Consider the following 21334-nt stretch of genomic DNA (forward strand, 5'->3'; position numbering starts at 1 on the left):
ACATTTTATTCTGTAATTATTATATTATATTTCGTTTTTTCTTTTATCTAGTTCTGCTCTAATCTCATTGGCGCGTTCTTCGGTAACATCATAATTACGCATAATATACATGGCAACAAGCGTGCCTGCCATAGGAAAAAAACAAAAGAAAGCATGAAGCCCATTCACAGCCAATTGTTGGTCTGTGGTAACAAGATCTGGATTGAACCCAACAATTGCAATAATAACACCGCTTAGACCTCCTGCAATGGCGAATCCTACTTTAACCATCCACCAATATATGGCGCCAAATATACCTTCTCTACGCAAACCCGTATTTAATTCGTCAATATCTATTACATCGGCAGTCATTGACATCATTATAGTAAATAAACTTCCAATTCCAAAGGAAAAAAAGGGTAGTGCTACAATGTATAACCATGGTTTGCCTGGAACAAATAAAAACCAAAGCATGATATATCCTATAACCGATATTCCTTGAGACACCAAGAAAGCTTTTTTCTTTCCCATAACCTTAGACATCCTCGTTACTACTGGTATAACTATAAATGTAGTGCCTAATGCGCCTAAACATCCAAATAACGACACCCAGATACCACTAGCACCCGTGTCTCCATTAAACAGTTTATATACAATGACAAAAAAAGTAAGTGATGCAACAGTATTGAATGCGTTAAATACTAAAAATGTCGCTGCACACAATTTCCTGAATGCTTTAATCTTAAATGCTTCAATAAAACTAATATATATGTTTTTTAAACTACTTCCTATATTCGATAAATTTAATGGCTTATAATTTTCATTTAAGGTAGATTTGCTCTTTATGAATATTGCAGGCACCATGGCACAAATGGTACAAGGTATAGCAACCCATACTGCCAATTGTCTGACAGCTACTTCTGCCGATGGGAACCATTCTGGATCATACATAATAATCCAAAATAAAGGCGCTATTACCCAAGCCCATTGTCCAATCCATTGTGCCACCGCCATAATACTTGTGCGCTCATGAAAATCGTCACTCATTTCATAACCCATAGCTACATATGGAACACTAAAGAGTGTAAGTCCTAAATAAAAAACTACAGACCAAATAAAGAAATACCAAAAATTAAATTGTAATGTGTTCTCTTTAAAAAGTTGCCACATAAATATGTAAGCAATGCCCATCATTATTCCGCCAATTAAAACATATTGTCTTCTACGACCCCATTTTGATTTTGTGTTATCAGAAATATAACCCATTATTGGGTCTGTAATGGCATCAAAAATTCTTGGGAAAAAATAAATAAGAGACCACATCCAACCTGTAAAGCCTAAATCTTGCACTAAAACAACCATAAATATCCCTAAAATTGCAGGAAACATTTGGTTGGCTAACATGCCTACTCCAAATGCTACTTTTTGCCCTAAGGGAACTTTATCTTTTGATGTTATATTTATTAGTGACATGAATTAGTATTAGTTAGTCTATACTTAAAATTTCAGATTCTCATGTTTATCCCACAACCCCCAATAAGCACCAACATCTCCTTCATCCCCAGTTTTCCATGACTCATCAAATGATGAGAAATAAAATAAAGGAATCTTATTTTCTTTAGTCCATCTTACTGTGTCTATAAAGTATTTCATAGCTGCAGTATCGCTAGCAATAGCCCCATCAAGACCTCCGCCTTGACTTGGCCACCCCGTCTCTGTAATAATTATAGGCTTTCCTTTTGCTGCATCTACAACAGAGCCAAACATGGCTTGCATATGCCCTAATGCATACTCTATTGGACATCCTTCCCAATAGGGGTATAAGTTAGCCAAAACAACGTCTGTGCTTTCAACTAAAATAGGGTGTCTAGAAAATTCGTAATAGGCATCTACATAACCCACTGGAATATCTAATCCTGCTAAAGCTTCTTTAACACGATTGATATACCCTACTAACTCATCCAAAGTCAAATCGTTTCGATATAACACTTCATTACCTACAGCTGCAACATCTACATTGCCCGCCTTAGCCAGTGTAATTAAACCTTGTATTTCTCTTTCATTATCTTCTTTATCATCACTTAACCATGCGCCAACTAATGTTTTAAGGCCATGCTTTTTTGCCATTATTGGTACATATTCATTTCCTTCAATACAAGAAAACGAACGGATAGCACCTACATAAGGTTTTAATATTTTTACACGTTGCTCTACCTGCTCCATACTTATGTCATCTCCTGGCGATTGCCCGTCCTTATACATGCTAAAACAGATACCATGAAACCCTTCTTGTATGGTTTTATGCCATAAAACTTTTAACTCCTCTAATGAATAATCTGAAAGATTAATACCTTGGGTAGCTATTTGGCTGTATTTTGATTTATAATAAGACTCTTCTCTATAAGACATGCTTTTCTTGTTTATTTATTCAATTTAAAAACCAACTATTTAACTACTTTTTGTAAAAAACTATGAGCATCTAAAAGACGCCTCTACAATTTTTTCTTGTATATATTTTTATTTTATCTACTTCCTTAGCTCCAGATGGTATTTCTTCAAGTTTTAATCCTGGATAGTCTTCAGTTTCTTTCCATTTTGCTATCGTAGAACTAAAAAATGATGAAGCCGTAGAATCTGCTTCGTAAATAATCAAATCATAGGCCTCGCCTTTATCTCCACCAAAACGTGTAACAACTTGCCATTGACCATCTCTTTTATAGGAGGTATTTGTATGATCTGATTGCGGGTAATAACGATCGTCTGTTGGGCGAATTAACACCCAAATATCATTTTTATTGGACTCTGGATAAACCCCCATTGTTAATATTCTACAATCAACAGAATCTTTATCTATTGGAGACACCACTTTCACAGCATTTACTGGTTCGCTAATTATTAACTTATTTCCTGTTGAAACTTGTTCAATTTGGCTATTATAATTGACTAAATCTGACGAATAACTACCAAAAATCATCATTAAAATACCAAGGATTCCTAAAGGGATTCCTAATTTGGAACTGCCTTTTTTACTTGCGAGTAGCGCAAATAAGACAAATAAAACGCCTATTATTAGTATTACTATTTTAGTTGACATATTATTATTTTTTTAGTTATATAAATTCACTTAACAATTCAAGATTGTTATAACACGCCTCTTCTTTCTTCTAGCTGCGCTTTAATATCTTTTGCTCTTTCTTCAGATAAGCCATACTTCCACATAATCCAAATAGCTAAACCTGCAGTTACAACAGGAATAACGATATCTGCAATTCTTAACTTTGTTAAAGTATCCACTGTCTGTGTAGCTGCATTGCCGTCAAAGCCTATTAGTTTTAATACTAAACCTCCTAATACGAGAGCTAATCCTTGTCCAAGTTTTACAACCCACCAGTATAAGGCACCAAAAGTCCCTTCTTTCCTTGGCATTCCATTAACCAGTTCGTCTAAGTCACAAACATCGGCAGTCATACTCATCATTAGTGTAAATAAACTTCCTAAACCAAATGACATTAGTGGTATTGGAACAAAAGAAAGCCAAATATTGTCGGGAGTAAAAGCCCACCACTTCATGGCGTATCCAACTATAGAAAGCGCTGTTGAAATAAGGAAGGCATTCTTTTTTCCCCATTTGGTTGCCATTTTTGAAACAATTGGAATTACTAAAAATGCTGAGACTAGAGCTCCTATAGAGCTAAACCATGCTGGCCACGTTGAGGTAGCTTCATAACTTCCATTAAAAATATAAAAAACAAAAATGAAAAAACTGAAGGAAGCTACAATTTGATAACCGTTAAATATTAAAAAAGTAGCACCACACAATTTCATAAAAGGTTTGTTTTTTACAGCTTCTTTTATACTGACTATCAAATCTTTTAAATTACTAAATACAGTCTTAAAACTTAATTTCTTTCTATTTCCCATATTAGCAGAGTCCATACCTCTACAAAAAATAGCAGGTAAAAGCCCTAGAAGCAAACAAGCAACTCCAACATACAAGGCCATTGTTCTTACACCTTCAGCTTGATTGCTAAAAAAATTTGGGTCAGCAATAATTACCCAAAACCAAGGCACTATTACCCATGCTAATAGTCCAACCGTTTGAGAAAACGCCATTAAACGAGTACGTTCGTTATAATCTGAAGTCATTTCGTAACCTAAACCAACCAAAGGCGTAGCGAACATGGTATTTCCAATAAGAAAAACCATGGACATAATTAGAAAGTACCAAAAATTGTAGTCTGCTGAATTATTTTCATCAAGTTGCCAAAGTAGAACAAATGTGATAGCACTTAAAACACCTCCTACCAGAATGTATGGTCTTCTTCTTCCCCATTTAGAGCTAGTATTATCGGAAATAAATCCCATAATTGGGTCGGTTACTGCATCAAAAAATCGAGGCAGTCCTCCTAAAAGCCCCGCTAGAAATGGATCCATTCCAAAAGCTGTTAGTAAAAAAAACATAAAGAAACCCAAGGCTCCTGGATATAAATTCAAAACCAAATGGCCAGCTCCAAAAGCTGCTTTTTGACCAAGTGGTACCCTATTTGTTGCGGCTGTTTTTACGTTTGACATAATTTTATTTTTTTAGTTAGTTAGGTTAGTTTATGATTTAGGAATGACAATAGTTTGAATAGCTTTCGCATCTATTGAAATGTCTATTGCTTTTTCGTTTAATGATAGGCTAATACTTATTGGAGTTTTATATTGATTAAATAACACCACTGCAATAGTCCCATCTGGGTTTTGAGCTGCTGTAGCCATAAGCGAATTATCAGAACTCTCTAACCCAATGACTTTAGCATTTGGTCTTATGTACTTACTAAAATGTGCCATGGTATAATACAAAGGTGTAAAGTAAACTTCATCAGTATCTGGGTTAACAATCACAGGCGCAATACACCAGTTTTTAAACCAATTAGGACCTCCTTTTGTATCTAACACCATATTCCAATCTACCCATCCGTCAACCCAATTATTTAGGCAACCAATGATATCTCTAGCGTATCTATTAACTGGTGCATACTTGGGGTGCCTGTGCTTATCTTCTTCTGGAGCCCATTGAAAGCCCCAATCAGTCGCTTCTTTTTTCCAATACCATGCATCGTCTTCCCAAACAGGAACTTCGGCATCCACACAAGCTTCAGATTGAATTAAAAGTTTATTTGGTGCTTTATTATGGGCATATTGTAATTCTTCAGGAAACACTTCAAAAGTACTTGCATACCAATGAATAGCTGTTCCATCAAAATACTTTGATGTTTCTTCATTTTTATATTGAGAGTCAACCCATTCTTTTAAATGTTCTCTATTTTGGTCATATCCTAAAATTTTCAAATCGCCTTTACCGTCTGCTTCTAGTTTTGGTCCCAAATGATTTTGAACAAAATTGGTCATTTCGTTTGGTGAATAATGCATGCTTTCCCAGTTATTGCCATTACCTAAAGGTTCATTTTCAACTGTAAAACCCCATATATCAATCCCTTCTGCTTTGTAAGCATCTACATATTTTGAGAAGAATAACGCCCAGGTATCATAATATTCTGGTAGTAGTTTGCCGCCAACCCATTTGTTATTATCTTTCATCCAAGGAGCTGCTGTCCAGGGAGAGCCAAAAATTTTAAATCCATCTGTGGAAGCCGCCATAGCTTCTTTTATAAATGGGATTAAATCCTCTTTATCTTCTTCAATAGAGAAATGCTCCAAATTTTTATCCCCTTCAACAGGTGTATATGAATAATTACTTACTGAAAAGTCGCAGGAATTCATGTGTGTTCTTGTTAATGAATAATGTGCACCATCTTCACTAAAATAAGCGTCAATAATCTTCTTGCGATTTTCTTTACTTAGCTTATTCAATAAATATGCTGAAGACTCTGTAAACGCTCCTCCAAAACCTGTAATAGTTTGAAATGTTTGTTTTGGATTTAATTTGATAGTTACTAAACTATCGGTTTTTACAAACTCAGAAACTTTTGTTAGTTTATTACCTTTTGCTGAAGTTTCATATACATCAATCTGTAAATTATGGTTTGCTTGTTTATTAGTTTCTTTACAACTCATAATGACTAAAAAAAGACAGGCTATATTTATTTTTAAAAACTTCATTTTATACATTTTTTAATGAGATTGATTAATTTCTGCCACAGTTGGAGGCACTAACACCTCTTTCATTAAAGCTTCTTTATCTCCATTATATGTTTTTGTAATTGGATTGCCATTTCTTGTTAATCCTTTAAAAGTGCCATTATCTACTTCATTCCAAAGCGCATATTTTGCTTTACCATCTACTGTAAATAATCCAAAATGCTTTTCGGAATTCCCTGGATTATCGCCACCTTTCCATGGTTCGTCAAATCCTTCAAAATAAAAACACGACATACCAGCTTCATTGGTCCAATCTCTCATGTGTTTGTAATACAATGCTTCTTTATACTCATCGCATGCTTTGGAACCCTTTGCTCCATATTGCCCAGAAGAAAAGCTTGCCCATCCTGTTTCGCCTATATGAATTGGTTTATTAACACCTAGGCTCTCCATGTATTTCTTTACATTTCCTGCTTGCATTATGGCATAATCTTTTGCGCTTAACATGGCTATTTCAATTTTTTCCATATCGGTTTTACCTTCCAAACCTTCTTGATTTAACCAAAATTCTGGTTGATAGTGTGTATCATGCATAGGGTAGGTGTGTACCGAAAGAAAATCTACTGCTTTGATTAATTTATTTAAATCTTCAACGTGGTATTCTTCGCCACCGCCACCCCAAGAGGCAAAATTATCAGAGCTTGTTACCCATAAATCTTTAGGTAGCTTTCCTTCTTTCTTTAAATCTTGAAGGTGATTAACCCATTTTAAGATTACCCAAGGTTCCACATAATAAGTTGCAGCCCATTTAACCATAGCCTCGTTACCAACCGCAATAACTTTTACGATATCTGGGTATTGATTTGTTAATGCCACTACTTTTTCAATTTGTGGTTTGTTGTCTTCGCTTTCTTCGTTATGAATAGGCTCTTGATCTGTCCAAGCGTTTTTACAGTCTATCCAAGCTCCAAGCATGACATACATTTCAAAATTTGAGTCTTGTTGTTTTAACTCATGAATCACTTTCAAAAGATTTTCAGCCTGAGGTAAATGCACTTTATACGTACGAAGCATCCTAACACCTAAAGCATGTAAAAGTTTTACATCTTCTTGTAACTCTTCTAATGTAGGTTCTATACTATGATCTGCATGTCGGTAAGCCCCAAAAGACATGGCTAAATAATCTGGGTTTCCTAAAATATCTTTGGCAGAAACTTCTTTATTTGAAAGGTCTTCTTTCACGTCGTTCTTTTTAACTTTACCACAAGACCATGCTATACAGATTAAAACAATCAGCAAGCAATTTCTTATGATTGATCTATAATTTTTCATAATTAATAATTTAACTAATTACTGTGCTAACGGAGGAACAAGAGCCTCCAATAGTAAATCTTCTTTAACACCCATAAACGTTTTAGATATAGGTTGTCCGTCTCTAGTTAAGCCTTTAAACACACCTTTGTCAACTAAATCCCAAATAGCATATTTTGCTTCTCCTTTAAGGTTTATTAATCCGAAATGATTTTCAGAACCTTTTTCGTTTTCTGCATCCTTCCATTGTTCATCAAAAGCCTCGAAATAAAAACAAGTCACTTTTTCTTTATTACTCCAATCTCTAATGAGCTTAAAATACTTTCCAGACTTATACTCGTCAGCAGCTTTAGATCCATCGGCTCCATAAGAATCATTAGAAATTGTTGCCCAACCCGTTTCTCCGATATGAATAGGCTTATCTACTCCTAAGCTTTTAACATAGTTTGTAACATCCTCATATTGCTTTGTAGCAAAGTTTAAAGCGCGTTGCATACTAGACTCCATTTTCTGATTATTGGACAACCCGATTTCATTATTAGGAACCAACCAAAAGGCAGGATTATAGTGAGAGTTATGCATTGGGTATGTATGCATAGAGATATAATCTACTGCCTTAATTAGGTTAGTTAAGTCTTCACAGTGATAACTCGGATCGCCAGCGCCCCATGATGAAAAATCATCGGAACTTGTAATCCATAAGTCTTTTGAAAGCGCTCCTTTATGTTTTAATTCTTGTAAATGATTTACCCATTTTAAAATTACATTAGGACGCACAAAATAACTTGTTGCCCAACGTACCATAGCTTCATTACCAACCGCTATAATTTTAACAATGTCTGGATACTGTTTAGCCAAAGCTACTGCTCGATTAATTTCTCCAGCATTCTGTTCGCTTTCAACTTCATGATTAGGTTCTAATCCTGTCCATGCATTTTTGCAATCAATCCAAGCGCCTAACATGACATACATTTCGAAAGAAGTATTTTCTTTTTTTAACTCCGTTATAGCTTTTAACACATTTGATGCCTGAGCTAATTGAACATTATATGTTCTTAATATTTTAATCCCCATTGCAGCAAGGATTTTCATATCTTCCTTTAACTGCTTTATTGTAGGTTGATCATCACGCGTTTTACTACGGTAACCTCCATAAGAAATAGCTTGGTATTCTGGATTTCCTAATATTTCGGCTGCTGTCATTTAATCTACTTGTTTACTGAAACTATAATTTGATTTACTGCTCCTTTTCTTTCAAATATTGAACTCGAAGTTTCTACATCTAAGCTCGAACTGTCTATCTTTTTAATGTTTCCATTATTATAAATAATTTCTACACCCCTATCTGAGGCTTTTTTATAAATAATGGGTACTTGGCAATAGGTAAAACCAAGTGTATCATTATGCAAATGAATCTCTTGCGATTCACCTTGAGCATTAGTTAATTTAAATGTTGAAGGCGTGTTTAAAAATTCTTTTGTTTGAAGTAAACTTGGATTGAAAATTAACTTTCCATCTTCTACAAAGACCCCTAATTCACCAAAACGACTCAAAATGTCTTCCTTAACCTGCCCTGTCATTCCTGGTTGCTGAGCGCCTTTGGTTGCTGGTGTATGCGAATACGGGTCTGTTGGGAAAGCACCGTAAAGCTCAGGTGATTTATGCACGCCTATGCCAGCATTTATTTCGTAATAATGATCCAACAGTTTCCCAATTATTGCTTCGCTTTCTCCAGTATTAATTGCTAACAAACAGTTTTCTTGCACAGCGAGTAATAGCTTTGAAACCATGTGCCAATAAATGGATCCAAGACCTTCATAGCCAAAGAATGTTCCTGAGCGACCTGTAAATGATTTGTGGTCGAAAATATCCTCAAAAATTTGAAGCACTTGTTCTTCTTCCAAAGCAATTAAGTTATCGTATTTCGAGTCTAAATTATCTAATGCCTGTTTTAAACTACTCGCGTTGTTGAAATTGCTATTAAAATGATAGTCTCCTTTAATGTCTTGCTCTACAATATGACGATTTCCATCTGCTACAAGTTGTTTAAGAAGGTTCGAGTTTTCAAGTTTTTCTTTCGGAATATTATTCTTTTTTGTGAACCTTGGCAGGTCTTTATCTGGATATAAAATATAGCTGTATTGGTCGTCTCTAAAAAGTGCGCTGTTTTTGAGTCCATCTAACAAACTTAAGGCTTGAGTAGGAGAGAGGTAGCCCGCACTTAATGCAGCCACTTGGCCTTCCAACATTTCGCTTAAGTAGGAAATGGACACTTCTGTATCACTTTCAACGGTCATTAAGTTATAAGCATGATACATACTATCGTCACGCTTATTAGCATCAATACTTTGCTCTAAATACGCCTTAGTTACCTCAATAAACTGAGCAACATCTTTAAGAGCTATTGACGATTTTCTATTTTTAAATCCGTTGTTATAAATAGTGGTTCGATAATCGCTACCCGCTTTACCTAAACCATCTAATACTGTTTTTCGGTCTGTATCTGAAATAGCTCCAGATAATATATGTGCATTATTATTCAAGGTATTCACGATGCTATCAAAAAACGTCTTTAGTTCTTCTGAAATCTCTACGTTATCAAGATTAGACTTCGCAACTACTTTTTCAAAGAAATCTAAAAATCTATATAAATAGTAAAGCGTTACCATAGACACCCCATTCCCAACAAGGGCGTTATTAGCGTCGTTCCATTCTGGACGTTGCGTGTTTAACCAAATACCACCTTCTGGAATAAAGTTTGATACTTTAGAAAGTACTGTTGCCAGTAATTTTTCAATAAGATTAACACGATAAATAGCATTGTTCTTATCCATTAATAAGGCGCCATCTACACCAATTTCAGTTCTTCTTTCATTTATTTTATGGTCTAATTCATGATTAAAATCAATCGTATCTTTAGGGTTTTTTAAGGTATCTTCATAACTTTTAATCACATATGGCACATTTGCATAAACAAATAGGTCTTGATTAAATCGCTTTTCTAACGCTCTTGGGTAGTGGTCTTCTATGAATTCTAAGAACTTAAGCAAGTATATTATTTGATGATCTCCCCAATACCCAATGTAAGACCATGGATCGTTTTCTTCAATCACTTCCCAATCGAAACCGCCTTTAGTCACACGATACGGATTGTAGCCCTCAAAAGTTGTGGCATTTAAAAACTTATGAATCATGCCTTCTATATACTCGGGATAGGCATGTGCTAACGCTTCCCAATTTTGGAAAATATCTCTCCAGTTTCCTTCGTAATCCAAAACCTTAGAGCCATCTATTTCACTTCTTGTATTAATAGAAAACTTATTCCATGGTCTGCTTGGATCGCCATGTCGTCTACTGAATTTTAATGGTAGATACTCAAAACATAACCGTTGAAAATCTTTATTCTCATCATCTTCAGCAAGTTTTTGAATTTCTTCCAATGTAAAGGTGTCTCCTAATCTATTTAAAAGGGAAACCTTTTCTTTAAAAACCTCTTTATTTGCTTTGGAAATATATTTAACAAAATCACCCTTTTCAATAGTATAAGCATCGTCAAAAATACCACCTCGCATGATATTAAACAGCGTATTTGAGAAATGCCTCATATTTGTTAGCGGATCTTCTGTAAGCTGTAAACCATCTGAAGCTGCTGTTAATTCTATAAGATTTTTTGTTCCTAATTCAATATCTTCTTGGATTAATTGCTGAATTTTATTGTTTGCTTTTATAAGTTCAGAAATTTTCACTACATCTGAAATGGACTGATTTACATTCATAACAAACATCCAGTCTTCTTTTGCTCCAGCAAAAATTTCTATATCTGTTGAAACAAAGTAAGCCCCTTTTTCAGCTTTAATATCAACCTCTTGCTTTACTGTTTCACCTCTTCTAAAATTATCTAACTGTAATGATGACAATAAATAAGTTGCATTAGTTATGCCCGTAGACCAAACAATATTGGACTTTAAAGATTCACTTGGCTCCGCTTTATCAACAATAACGGCACTTAAGGCATAAATACCCAAACCAACCTCTTCTTGTAGCTCGTTTCTCTTGTAGGCGTCTACTAAATTGCTTCTACTATTCTGTAAATCGGAAGTTACGTTGCTAGGTAGTATGTTTTGAACACCATCCAAAATCCTAATCTGAACTGAAACATCTGATTCGTTAATTAAAGTCGACTTCTTAACAAACCCAAATTTATTACTTGAGTTCCACTCGTAGCGATAGCTTAATGCTAAATCTAAATTCTTTTCTTCAAAGACAATTTTATTCCCGTAGATGTTTTTATAAAGATTTATTTCCGTTTTATAGATCCCCATTTGTCGAATTGAAAACGGTTCCCAAAGCTTAATACTCCCTTCTTTTTTAACTTGAAAAACAGCTTTACACCCTGTGGTTTCTGCCATTTCATTAATTTTATCATCTGTATAATAAGGAAATAGTGAAGATTCCGCATTTTTTCTTCCTGCGGTTAAGCCTCCATTACTTGAGATAAACATCCAATGATTAGAATCGCTTACAATGCTCATAAAAAATGGGCGCATCAAGTTGCTATTGGAAATCTTATAGAATCGTTCTCCGTTAAGATTTACTAATTTTCCCTTTACCTCTCTCATTTGGTTAGAAAATTTTGGTTTGTCTTTAAAAATTGTTGTACTCATTATAATTTTGGTGAAAAAAGGCTAGCCAGTTAACTTGAGCTAGCCTTTTTTTATATATTCATTTGATTAATTATTATTACTCCAATCTTATATCATCGAAATAGTGAATAGCGCCTACACTCACCGTATCGCTTCCTTCATCATCTGGCTTAATAACAAAATTGTTATGACCTCCAGGAGGGACATTAGGAAAAGTAACCTGTACTTCTGTCCATTCATTCGCATTTGCAACAACTATTGGAATTCCTGCTGGGTTTCCAACACCATTATCGTTTGGATCATTAGAGATTTCAAATACATATCTTACATTCGGTTTTGTTGTATAAATCTTCACCTTAAATGTTAATGAAGAATCAAAATCTGTAGGAAAGCCATTTTGAACTCCTTCCCAATGGCTTGCTCCTGCTGGTTTATCAACTTTTAACACAAAATCTGATGTATTAATGCCAGATTGTGAAGGATTAGCAGCTAATTCTGCACTAATAGCATCCCCAAATTTAACAGATCCGTCTGTAGCCATAAAAGTTTCACATCCTTCAAAGTTTACTGGAAAACCAGTAGCGCTAACAAGTGTACCAGTACATCCGCCGGTACCACCTCCACCACCGCCGCCTCCACCTCCGGAGCCACGGTTAAGTTTCAAGTCATCGAAATAATAGGTGTTTCCATTCTGAGTTTCTAGATCAAAGAATATAACAATTCTATCGTATTCATCACTCTTTAATTCTCCAACATTAAATGTTAGTTCCTCCCATTCATTGGTTTTAGTTGTAGCTGATGTTGATGGTATATCGCCAGAATTTATGTTTTGCCCATCTAATTTGTTTTCAAGCTTAATTGTTACCTTATAACCAGACTGTGGAGAATATACCTTCATAGTGATATTATCGCCAGACGAAAAGGTAAATTTATCAGCAAAATTCATTTGTAAATTATCCCAAGCGTTCTGATTACCATTTGTTACTTTACCTACTTTACATGAGGTATTTACACTTCCGCTAAAATCTGGATTGTCAGCATATTCATAAACAACATCGTCTTGAAAAAACTGATTAACGCCATTATCTTTATCTGCAGTAGTAGCTGGATCAGACATAAAGGTTATATCCAGATTCGAAGAATTTATTTCCTGCATAGTCTCTGGAACGCAGTTGCCTCCACCACCTCCACCGCCGGAGTTTAGTTTTAAATCATCAAAATAATAGGTATTTCCATTCTGAGTTTCTAAATCAAAGAATATGACAATTCTATCGTATTCATCACTCTTTAATTCTCCAACATCAAATGTTAGTTCCTCCCATTCATTGGTTTTAGTTGTAGCTGATGTTGATGGTATATCGCCAGAATTTATGTTTTGCCCATCTAATTTGTTTTCAAGCTTAATTGTTACCTTATAACCAGACTGTGGAGAATATACCTTCATAGTGATATTATCACCAGACGAAAAGGTAAATTTATCAGCAAAATTCATTTGTAAATTATCCCAAGCGTTCTGATTACCATTTGTTACTTTACCTACTTTACACGATTTGTTTACATCGTTATCTACATCTGGATTATTGACATACTCATAACCAACATCGTCTTGAAAAAACTGATTTACACCATTATCCTTATCAGTGGTAACACCTGGATCAGTTAAAAATGTTATGTTAAGGCCTGCTGCACTTAGGGTTTGTTCTGTATCATCCTCACATGCTATAGCCGAAACGATAACCGTTCTCTCAACTTCTATTGCTGCGTTACCTTGTGCATCAGACACATTATACGTTATTACATAAGTACCCTCTGTACTAGTGTCTACAGTATCGCCTCCAACAACGATATTTGCCGTTATATCACCATCAACTTCATCAAGAGCTGTAGCGCCTGGATCTGTAAAAGTATCGCCTAATGTCAAATTTATTGTTGCATCTCCTAATAAAGCAATTAGCGGTGCATCTTTGTCTAATACCATTATTGTTGACTCAAACGTGTCAGATGAACCTGCGACATTGATTGCAGTTAATTTTACCGTGTAAGATCCAACAGCATAAGCAAAAACAGGATCAATTAAACTTGAGGCAGTATTGTTTTGATCACCAAAACTCCAAGTATACTTATTAGCATTCTCTGATATGTTAATAAATGTAGCTACCCCTGCATCGCTTAGCGTATAAGTAAATCCTGCAGTAACTGTTGGTAAAGCCGCATCGTCATCTTCGCAACCAATAAAAGCTATCGCCAAAATTAGTATTGAAATTTGTTTAAATTTTCTAAATAATTGTTTCATTGTTCTTTTTTTTAGTTGTTACTGTTTGTATACTCGTACATAATCCACAAGCATTGTTTGTGGAAATACTGTTTCGTCGTTAGGAGCACCCGGTAAAGCACCGCCTACAGCCATATTTAATATGATATGAAAAGGTCCTCTGTTAAACACCCATTCTCCAGGAACATCTTCTGGCGTAATTTGGCTATATAAATCGCCATCTACATACCAATTGATATAATCTGGACCCCATTCTATTCCAAAAATGTGGAAACCAGCATCAAACCTGTCCCCTTCTAATTCATAAGATTTACTTATTGATTCACCTCCAGAGTATCCCGGTCCATGTACTGTGCCAAATACTGTAGTAGGTTCATCTCCTACGTATTCCATAATGTCTATTTCGCCAATTTGTGGCCAAATCTCTGTACCATTGGAATCATCGCCTAAAATCCAAAACGCTGGCCAAATACCTTTCCCATTAGGTAATTTAATTCGTGCTTCAAAACGTCCATACGTTTGCTCGAAATTTCCTTTAGTAAGTAATCTTGCTGAAGTATAGCTTGATCCTTGAAATTGCTCCTCTTTGGCAGTTATAATCAACACACCATTTTGAACTGTTACATTTTCTGGGCGATCTGTGTAGTATTGCAACTCATTATTACCCCACCCGGCTGGTAAACCATTTGCTGTGCCGTCTCCAATATCATAATTCCAAATAGCACTATTAGGCGCACCGTCTACATCAAACTCATCTTGCATAACAAGATTGCTAAAAGTGGCAACCGTTTGTGTTTCATCTGTTTCACAACTATAGATAACTAAAACTGCTACCAATAGAAAAGACATAAACAGCAAGGTTTTTTCTTTTATTTTATATTTTATTGTTTTATTCATCTTTTATCTTTTTGAATTTTATATTATCTAAGCTTATTCTTTGTAGAAGTAAATGTTATCTAAAATGAAGTCTGGTCCTCCAGCTAATATTAATGCTCCAAGATTATTTCTTTGCGTGGCTAAATCCCCATCTAATGGAATATCTATAGATGTCCAAGCTCCAACAGTTAAACCAGTAGCATCAAATCTTTTATCCTTATCATCTCCATCTGGGAAACCAGTAAAAATATTTGTTTCTATTTCACCGTTAGCTCCAACATCTCTAATTTGTATGTTGATATTGGTTCCCGGTTCCTCTGTATAAATATCTACATGCATGTGTGTTAGAGTTGTGGCGTCTACCGGATTATTAAAGATAATTCCTGTAAAATTATTATTGGCATAAACTTGAACCAACTGTCCTGGAGGTCCAACCTCTGTAACCTCTGTGGTTGAACCGCCAAAACCAGGGTTAAAACTACTTTCAGTGACCACTGTATAAGCATCACTATATATAGATTTAACATTGGCAGCTGGTCTCATTGGCACTGGAGCTAGAGGCAACGCACCGCTAGAGGTTACGGTTAAAGAACCTTCTGCTTCTACACCTGTTAGCTCTGCTGTTATTTCAGTCGCTCCTTCTCCTATAACATTAGCAATACCAAATTGGTTTACAATAGCAACGTCTGTGTTTGAGGAAACAAAATTGAAATAAGCAGGAGCCCCACTAACTTCTATATTTTCCCCAGCAACATCATATTTTATTGATAGACCTTGCGATACAATATTTATTTCGCTTCCAGTAAACGTTTGTTGCGCTATATTTTGACCATTGAAGATGATTGGTCTTGGTTGAGAAACCGTTCCTAGTTTTTCAAATTTTAACTCATCGATCCAGAATGTCCAAGCTATTTCATTTCCATTAGGGCCATCTCCAAGAGGGTCAAAACCGCCCGCAGCAAAGAAGAACATTCCTGTTTCTTGAATTAACTTTGAAGCATCTGGTATTGGAATGACATACTTCTTCCATCCAGATGTCATTTGTACAGAGGTAGCAACATCGTAAGAAGGCTCACCTTCCAATGTATCAAAATCGGTTCCAAAACCAACTGCTATGGTTCCAGATGTAGTTCCTTGTGCCCAAAACGTCAGTGCGTCGTATCCTGTAAGGTTTCTTCCTGCTCCACGGTCTTCAAAAACCCCTCCTATAAAGTTTCCATTAGGGTCATTAGAAGAAGGTACATCAATTCTGATAGACGTAGTTCCTTCGTAGAATGTATTATTATCCACTCCAAAACCGCTAGTATTTGCGCCCGCTGCCGGATCAAAAGATCTAAAAAATTGATCAGTAAGCCCTACTGGAGCATCTATAAAAACTTCTGCTGTTGTTGGAAATGTGGCAAATGTTGCTTCATCTGAAAGTTCTCTATCACAACTTAAAACAAGAGCAAATACACATCCTAAAAAGAATGTTAATTTTATATATGTGAGTTTTATATTTTTCATTTTCGTCTTATTTTCCAATGTTAATATGTATGTATGTTCTAATCTCCCACTCGTTTCCATCATCGAATCCAACAGGGCTTAAAACCGGAAGTGCTGGAACCGTATTTGGTGGAACTGCAGTAGGTGCATATCTTGGCGAGAACTCATCAAGTGATCTCCATATACCGCGAATACCAATTTTGGTCGCTGGCATAATAAACCAATCTGGTTTGCTAATTGAGGTGGAAATATCAATCATGTTCTGCACAGGGAATGTTAAGTTGAAATCACGATGGTAATCGAAAGGTCCCCAATCGTTAATTTTACAACTATATTCTACTTTCCACTTTTTGTAAATCATTTTAATATCACCTCCAAAGCGATCTATAGTTCTATCACTATCACCTAAGGCCTGTGCTGTACCACCATAGAAATTACCAATAATTCCAATATCTGGACTTATTTTAGATACCATTCGTGAGCTTATCTCCCATAAATCTTGTGCCGGAGCTGCCTGTGGAAACGCAAAAAACTGTCGATTGGCCAAAAACCCAATATGTGCATCTTGTGCTGTTGGATGGTGTCTGTAAACAAAACCAAGATTGAAAGCAAACTTAGCATCTTCCGCTCTATCGTTATCCCATTCGTAGAACCATGATCCTGGTGTTGGGTCGAAGGTTAAAAGTAACTCTCCTGCTGTTGTCTCTCTATTTCCTCTTACTGCAAAAGGGTCGTCAATAAAGTTTCTTAATCTTCCTGGAGCAGAAACATCACTTGGCATTGGGTCTACCAAAGGTTTTTGCCAAAGGAAGTTTGGCGCTATTTGCCAATTACCTGTTAAAAATGTGAAACCTGTAAGGATATTGGTTTGGTTTCCGCTTCCAGAATCCTTTAGTTTCCAACCAGTAAATGTTCTTGTTGCATCTGCTCCTCCGCCTGCAACTAAGCCCATATAAGCCGCTTGCCCATACCAGTTGAACTTTCCTCCTTCATAAGTTATCTTTGCTTTCCCACCCCAGTTATCGTCTGAGTTTATTTTATCTTGATACACCACATAGTTGCCTGGGCCTCCCGTGACATCTTGGAACGTACTCCCATTTAAAGGGCTTCCTCCCCAAATACCACCAAGCGAAACACCAAATTTGCCAAATTCCTTTTCAATAGCTATAGTTGCTCGTTCTGTTGGCCATGGTGGAATCACACCTGATCTAACCTGATTTGCGTCCAAAATTCGACGACCGTTTTCGTCAAAACTTAACGAAGTATTTAAGTCTCTGTGATAAATCCCTGTGATATCCCAGTGTTTAAAATGTGTACGGTATTTTAACAGAACCGTTGGATTTGCACCCCACCATAATTGAGGACCAAAGGCCGCTTTTAAGCCTTTAAAAGCACGCTTTCCGTCTATTTCCACACCTAAAATCTCACCGTTATAAATATCTAAATTAGGACCGTAATTAGCTTCTGGGTATAAGCCAAAGAAATCCCCTTCATAACCCCAATGGTAATGACCTGTTCGGTAAAACCCTCTAACATCGGCATGTTTTGTTTGCCAATCAAATTCGGCATTGTATACTCTTAAGCGATTGTTATCTGTAATGACAACTTCTTCACCATTACTATTAACCACACTAACAGGGCGCCCCACATTTTCATAGAAAATTTCATTTATGGGATTCTGAGCCACATTGCCCAGAATGTTGAAGTTGACCTCGGCTGTCATATTTGACGTTGGCTTACCTTCAACACCTACAAAATAAGATTGCATGTGATCGAAACCAAGCTGATTAGGAAATGTATTTGCATCAGGACCCACATTGTCTGGGGTAGTAATTAAGCTCCCTCCTGTGTTAAATGTTGTAAACTCTGCTCTAAGATTGCTTAGTTTAATTTTTGCGCCATCCTTAGCATCAAGAGCTGCTTTATCACCTCGGGCTCTTAAAACGGCATCCATTAATTCAATACCATTAAAATGATTTTGAATAAAATCGGCATCAACGCCTTCTCTGTAAGGATCTAATTGATGTGCTTCTTTTAAGGCATAATATGCTGCACGCGGATATAAATCGTATAAACCTCTTGAACTTGTTGGGCCTTTGGCACAAATACCAAACCACTCCTCATTCATGTTATTTTCACCTGGCGCCAAATCAATACCATATCCTCCGTTAGCCCATGATGCATTATTATCGTGTACATCTGCATTTTCTCTTTTATCAAACCCATATTTCCACCAGCCATCACTAAACTGAAAAGTAAAACCACCAAGGGAATTTTGTGCTTTTCCTAAACCGGCTGCATTTGCATAAATCTCTCTCCAATTCTCAACCATATAATAAGCCTGTGCTTTTTGATCTTCCTTGTCCTCAACAGCATTATAAGCATCTGCACCAAATTCTGTAAACATGATAGGCTTGTTAAGCTTCTTTTTTACTACATCGAACATATCGGTAAAAGAGGCTCCACGATACGAGTTAACCCCATAGATATCTACATCCTTACATTCTTCTGCAACGATGTCAATAAATAGTACATCTCCATTACATATAGCAACAGGGTGTGAAGGATCCATTTCCTTAATCATTTTAGACACCTCGTTCATCAACCTATACATGGGCCGCCCTCGACTTTCCCCTATAAAATTTATTCGACCTTCATCATCTGGAAAATCTTCGGTTTCTGCACCTGCCCAGAACAAGCCATAATTGTTTTCGTTTCCTAATAAGTAGAGTAGTAGTCCTGGTGTGTTTTTATAACCTTCAACCAAATTCTTCATGTCTGTTACTAATTGATCTTTAGTAACGGGGTCGTCGTAAATGGTAACAGGTGTCCAAACCCCATTCAACGTTAATCCGTAACGACCAAACGAATGGTTAAGCATGGTATAAATACCATATTTTTCGTAGATGTATTTAATCCATCTTGCTGGCACACCAGTATATTGACGAATTACATTTACATTCATATTTTTTAAAAGCGACATTTCGGTATCTAATCCCGCTTTTATAACATCGTCTGATTTGTTCCAAAAATCAGCATTTACAGTATTGGTTCCAATAGGGATATAATCCCAGTTCATACCATTAATCATGAAGTCTTTGCCATCGACAACCAATTTCTGGCCTTCTTCATTATTAACAACCTCTACCTTACTTGCCTGAGCAAAAACAGCACATGTGAACAAGAAGAAAAAGAATCTTAGAAATTTGTTTTTCATAGTTATAGTTATTTTAAGTTGTTCGTTTTTAATGAATATTGTAATTCCCAATTATATCTATTAATTGAAATTATATAGCTTGTTAAAACTATCTTAAAAATTTAAGGATTCCTTAAAAAACACCACAACAAAAAACATACATCGCAAAAAAAGAGACGGTAAATTGTTAGAACCCTAATAAAAACACTATTTGTTAGTTACTTGATTTATAAAAACACTACATGCTTTAGAAGCAAAAAGCACGTTTTGTATTGGTGTTGTATAGGTATATTACTACTGTGTTGTGTTCTTAAAATGAACTGATTATATAAAAACATCTAGAAACAATGATGTTTTACCTATTATCTTAAAACCATGTTGCATATCTTATATTTTCAAAAAAAGTGTTTACCCCTATTGACTTGAGAAATAAAAGGATAGAGACAGTAAAAATATTTTTGTTGTGTCTTTAAATAAACAAGGAGGAGCTAGTTAATAATTCCTCCTTGTTCGTTGATCTTAAATTTAGTTTAAATAACTTAACTTTTACCGTACTGGTTTCTCCGTTTGAAATTTGCAATACCATGCATTATCTGTAACAGCAGCGTCTAATACTCTCACTTCAAGTGTTGATGATGTTAATTTTATAATTTCAAACTTACTAACACCTGAATACCAAGACATAAAACCATCATTCGAAAAACTCATGGTTGTCCCTCTATACTCTCCATCAATAGTTGCTACAGAAGAAGATGGAATCATAGTTACCGTTTTTACTCCAACAAGAGACGGCGCTACATCTTCACCATGACAAGACTCTCCATCAACTCCAATCGTTGCGGCAAAATCTCCAGGGGTATAAGCAGATCCTGCTGTTTGTTCGTATAATAGCTCTCCTTCTGTAATCTGTGAAAAAACAAATTCTGCATCATACATACACAATTTATCTTCGTGCCATGGATTCGATCTAAACCTTTCAGGGAAAGTATGTCTGTTTTCAATGTCTGGTGTATTCGTACCCAAACCAATATTTACTGCTTTATCTGCAGCCCAATACCATGTTTTACTAAAACCCGTTCCACCACTTAGCAAATCTTTAGCTTCTTGGTCTTCAAATGTACTAAGAACATCTAATTGCATTGATTGGCTAGAAGTAATACCGCCTGCCCCAAAAGCTAATGCTGTAACGGTATATGTATTAACGCCTAATTCGGCAAACACAAAACTTGCGTTTCCCTGAGGTGCAGCAATTCTTTCTCCATTTATCATGTATTGATAAGAAAGCGCATTATCTGCAGTAACACTAAAGTTTACCATGCCGCTTCCGTCTCCGTTAGGATTGCTAGCATCTGCACCAACAATACTTGACGTTATTTGAATATTTGTAGGTGCTACAATATCACCTACTTCATAATCATCTTCTTGACATCCTATAAGAGTTCCTGATAATAAAATAAGCGCCATTAAAATATTAATATTTTTCATAAT

Annotated in this window: 13 protein-coding genes; all 13 read right to left on the minus strand. The window is 35.8% G+C overall.

Annotated features, from left to right (window positions below):
- Positions 1-24 precede the first annotated feature (24 nt).
- Positions 25-1452, minus strand: coding sequence for an MFS transporter (locus Q0739_RS03155; protein ID WP_298237242.1), 1428 nt, complete (start codon positions 1450-1452; stop codon positions 25-27).
- A 24-nt stretch (positions 1453-1476) separates the two neighbouring features.
- Positions 1477-2388 (minus strand): glycosyl hydrolase family 17 protein, encoded by a 912-nt coding sequence (locus tag Q0739_RS03160; protein WP_298237243.1) that lies wholly within the window; start codon positions 2386-2388, stop codon positions 1477-1479.
- Between the two features lie 70 nt (positions 2389-2458).
- A complete protein-coding gene (locus tag Q0739_RS03165) occupies positions 2459-3073 on the minus strand; it encodes a hypothetical protein (protein WP_298237244.1) in 615 nt (204 codons plus the stop codon).
- A 47-nt stretch (positions 3074-3120) separates the two neighbouring features.
- Entirely contained in the window at positions 3121-4551 is a 1431-nt protein-coding gene (locus Q0739_RS03170; protein ID WP_298237245.1) for an MFS transporter, read from the minus strand.
- A gap of 30 nt (positions 4552-4581) precedes the next feature.
- Positions 4582-6084 carry a glycoside hydrolase family 30 protein gene (locus tag Q0739_RS03175; protein WP_298237246.1) on the minus strand — a complete coding sequence of 501 codons (1503 nt, stop codon included), beginning with the start codon at positions 6082-6084 and terminating at the stop codon, positions 4582-4584.
- A gap of 12 nt (positions 6085-6096) precedes the next feature.
- The gene (locus Q0739_RS03180; protein WP_298237247.1) at positions 6097-7395 is read right to left on the minus strand and encodes a glycosyl hydrolase family 17 protein; all 1299 of its coding nucleotides are present in this window, start codon (positions 7393-7395) and stop codon (positions 6097-6099) included.
- Between the two features lie 18 nt (positions 7396-7413).
- Entirely contained in the window at positions 7414-8577 is a 1164-nt protein-coding gene (locus Q0739_RS03185; protein ID WP_298237248.1) for a glycosyl hydrolase family 17, read from the minus strand.
- 5 nt (positions 8578-8582) lie between these two features.
- Positions 8583-12038, minus strand: coding sequence for a hypothetical protein (locus Q0739_RS03190; RefSeq protein ID WP_298237249.1), 3456 nt, complete (start codon positions 12036-12038; stop codon positions 8583-8585).
- Positions 12039-12114: 76 nt separating this feature from the next.
- Positions 12115-14310, minus strand: a complete 2196-nt coding sequence (locus tag Q0739_RS03195; RefSeq protein ID WP_298237250.1) for an immunoglobulin-like domain-containing protein — start codon at positions 14308-14310, stop codon at positions 12115-12117.
- An 18-nt stretch (positions 14311-14328) separates the two neighbouring features.
- On the minus strand, positions 14329-15186 hold the full coding sequence (locus Q0739_RS03200) for a glycoside hydrolase family 16 protein (protein ID WP_298237251.1): 858 nt from the start codon (positions 15184-15186) through the stop codon (positions 14329-14331).
- Between the two features lie 33 nt (positions 15187-15219).
- The gene (locus Q0739_RS03205; RefSeq protein ID WP_298237252.1) at positions 15220-16671 is read right to left on the minus strand and encodes a glycosyl hydrolase family 16; all 1452 of its coding nucleotides are present in this window, start codon (positions 16669-16671) and stop codon (positions 15220-15222) included.
- Between the two features lie 7 nt (positions 16672-16678).
- Positions 16679-19867: a glycoside hydrolase family 2 TIM barrel-domain containing protein gene (locus Q0739_RS03210; protein ID WP_298237253.1), complete on the minus strand. Its 3189-nt coding sequence runs from the start codon at positions 19865-19867 to the stop codon at positions 16679-16681.
- Between the two features lie 525 nt (positions 19868-20392).
- On the minus strand, positions 20393-21331 hold the full coding sequence (locus tag Q0739_RS03215; protein ID WP_298237254.1) for a hypothetical protein: 939 nt from the start codon (positions 21329-21331) through the stop codon (positions 20393-20395).
- Positions 21332-21334: the final 3 nt, after the last annotated feature.

Origin of the sequence: uncultured Algibacter sp., from assembly GCF_947487605.1 — a bacterium.
GTDB lineage: Bacteria > Bacteroidota > Bacteroidia > Flavobacteriales > Flavobacteriaceae > Algibacter_D.

Coding starts and splice junctions, on each gene's coding strand:
- Q0739_RS03160 (WP_298237243.1), bottom strand. CDS start 2,388: ATGTCTTATAGAGAAGAGTCTTATTATAAATCAAAATACAGCCAAATA.
- Q0739_RS03175 (WP_298237246.1), bottom strand. CDS start 6,084: ATGAAGTTTTTAAAAATAAATATAGCCTGTCTTTTTTTAGTCATTATG.
- Q0739_RS03200 (WP_298237251.1), bottom strand. CDS start 15,186: ATGAATAAAACAATAAAATATAAAATAAAAGAAAAAACCTTGCTGTTT.
- Q0739_RS03185 (WP_298237248.1), bottom strand. CDS start 8,577: ATGACAGCAGCCGAAATATTAGGAAATCCAGAATACCAAGCTATTTCT.
- Q0739_RS03180 (WP_298237247.1), bottom strand. CDS start 7,395: ATGAAAAATTATAGATCAATCATAAGAAATTGCTTGCTGATTGTTTTA.
- Q0739_RS03195 (WP_298237250.1), bottom strand. CDS start 14,310: ATGAAACAATTATTTAGAAAATTTAAACAAATTTCAATACTAATTTTG.
- Q0739_RS03205 (WP_298237252.1), bottom strand. CDS start 16,671: ATGAAAAATATAAAACTCACATATATAAAATTAACATTCTTTTTAGGA.
- Q0739_RS03210 (WP_298237253.1), bottom strand. CDS start 19,867: ATGAAAAACAAATTTCTAAGATTCTTTTTCTTCTTGTTCACATGTGCT.
- Q0739_RS03155 (WP_298237242.1), bottom strand. CDS start 1,452: ATGTCACTAATAAATATAACATCAAAAGATAAAGTTCCCTTAGGGCAA.
- Q0739_RS03165 (WP_298237244.1), bottom strand. CDS start 3,073: ATGTCAACTAAAATAGTAATACTAATAATAGGCGTTTTATTTGTCTTA.
- Q0739_RS03215 (WP_298237254.1), bottom strand. CDS start 21,331: ATGAAAAATATTAATATTTTAATGGCGCTTATTTTATTATCAGGAACT.
- Q0739_RS03190 (WP_298237249.1), bottom strand. CDS start 12,038: ATGAGTACAACAATTTTTAAAGACAAACCAAAATTTTCTAACCAAATG.
- Q0739_RS03170 (WP_298237245.1), bottom strand. CDS start 4,551: ATGTCAAACGTAAAAACAGCCGCAACAAATAGGGTACCACTTGGTCAA.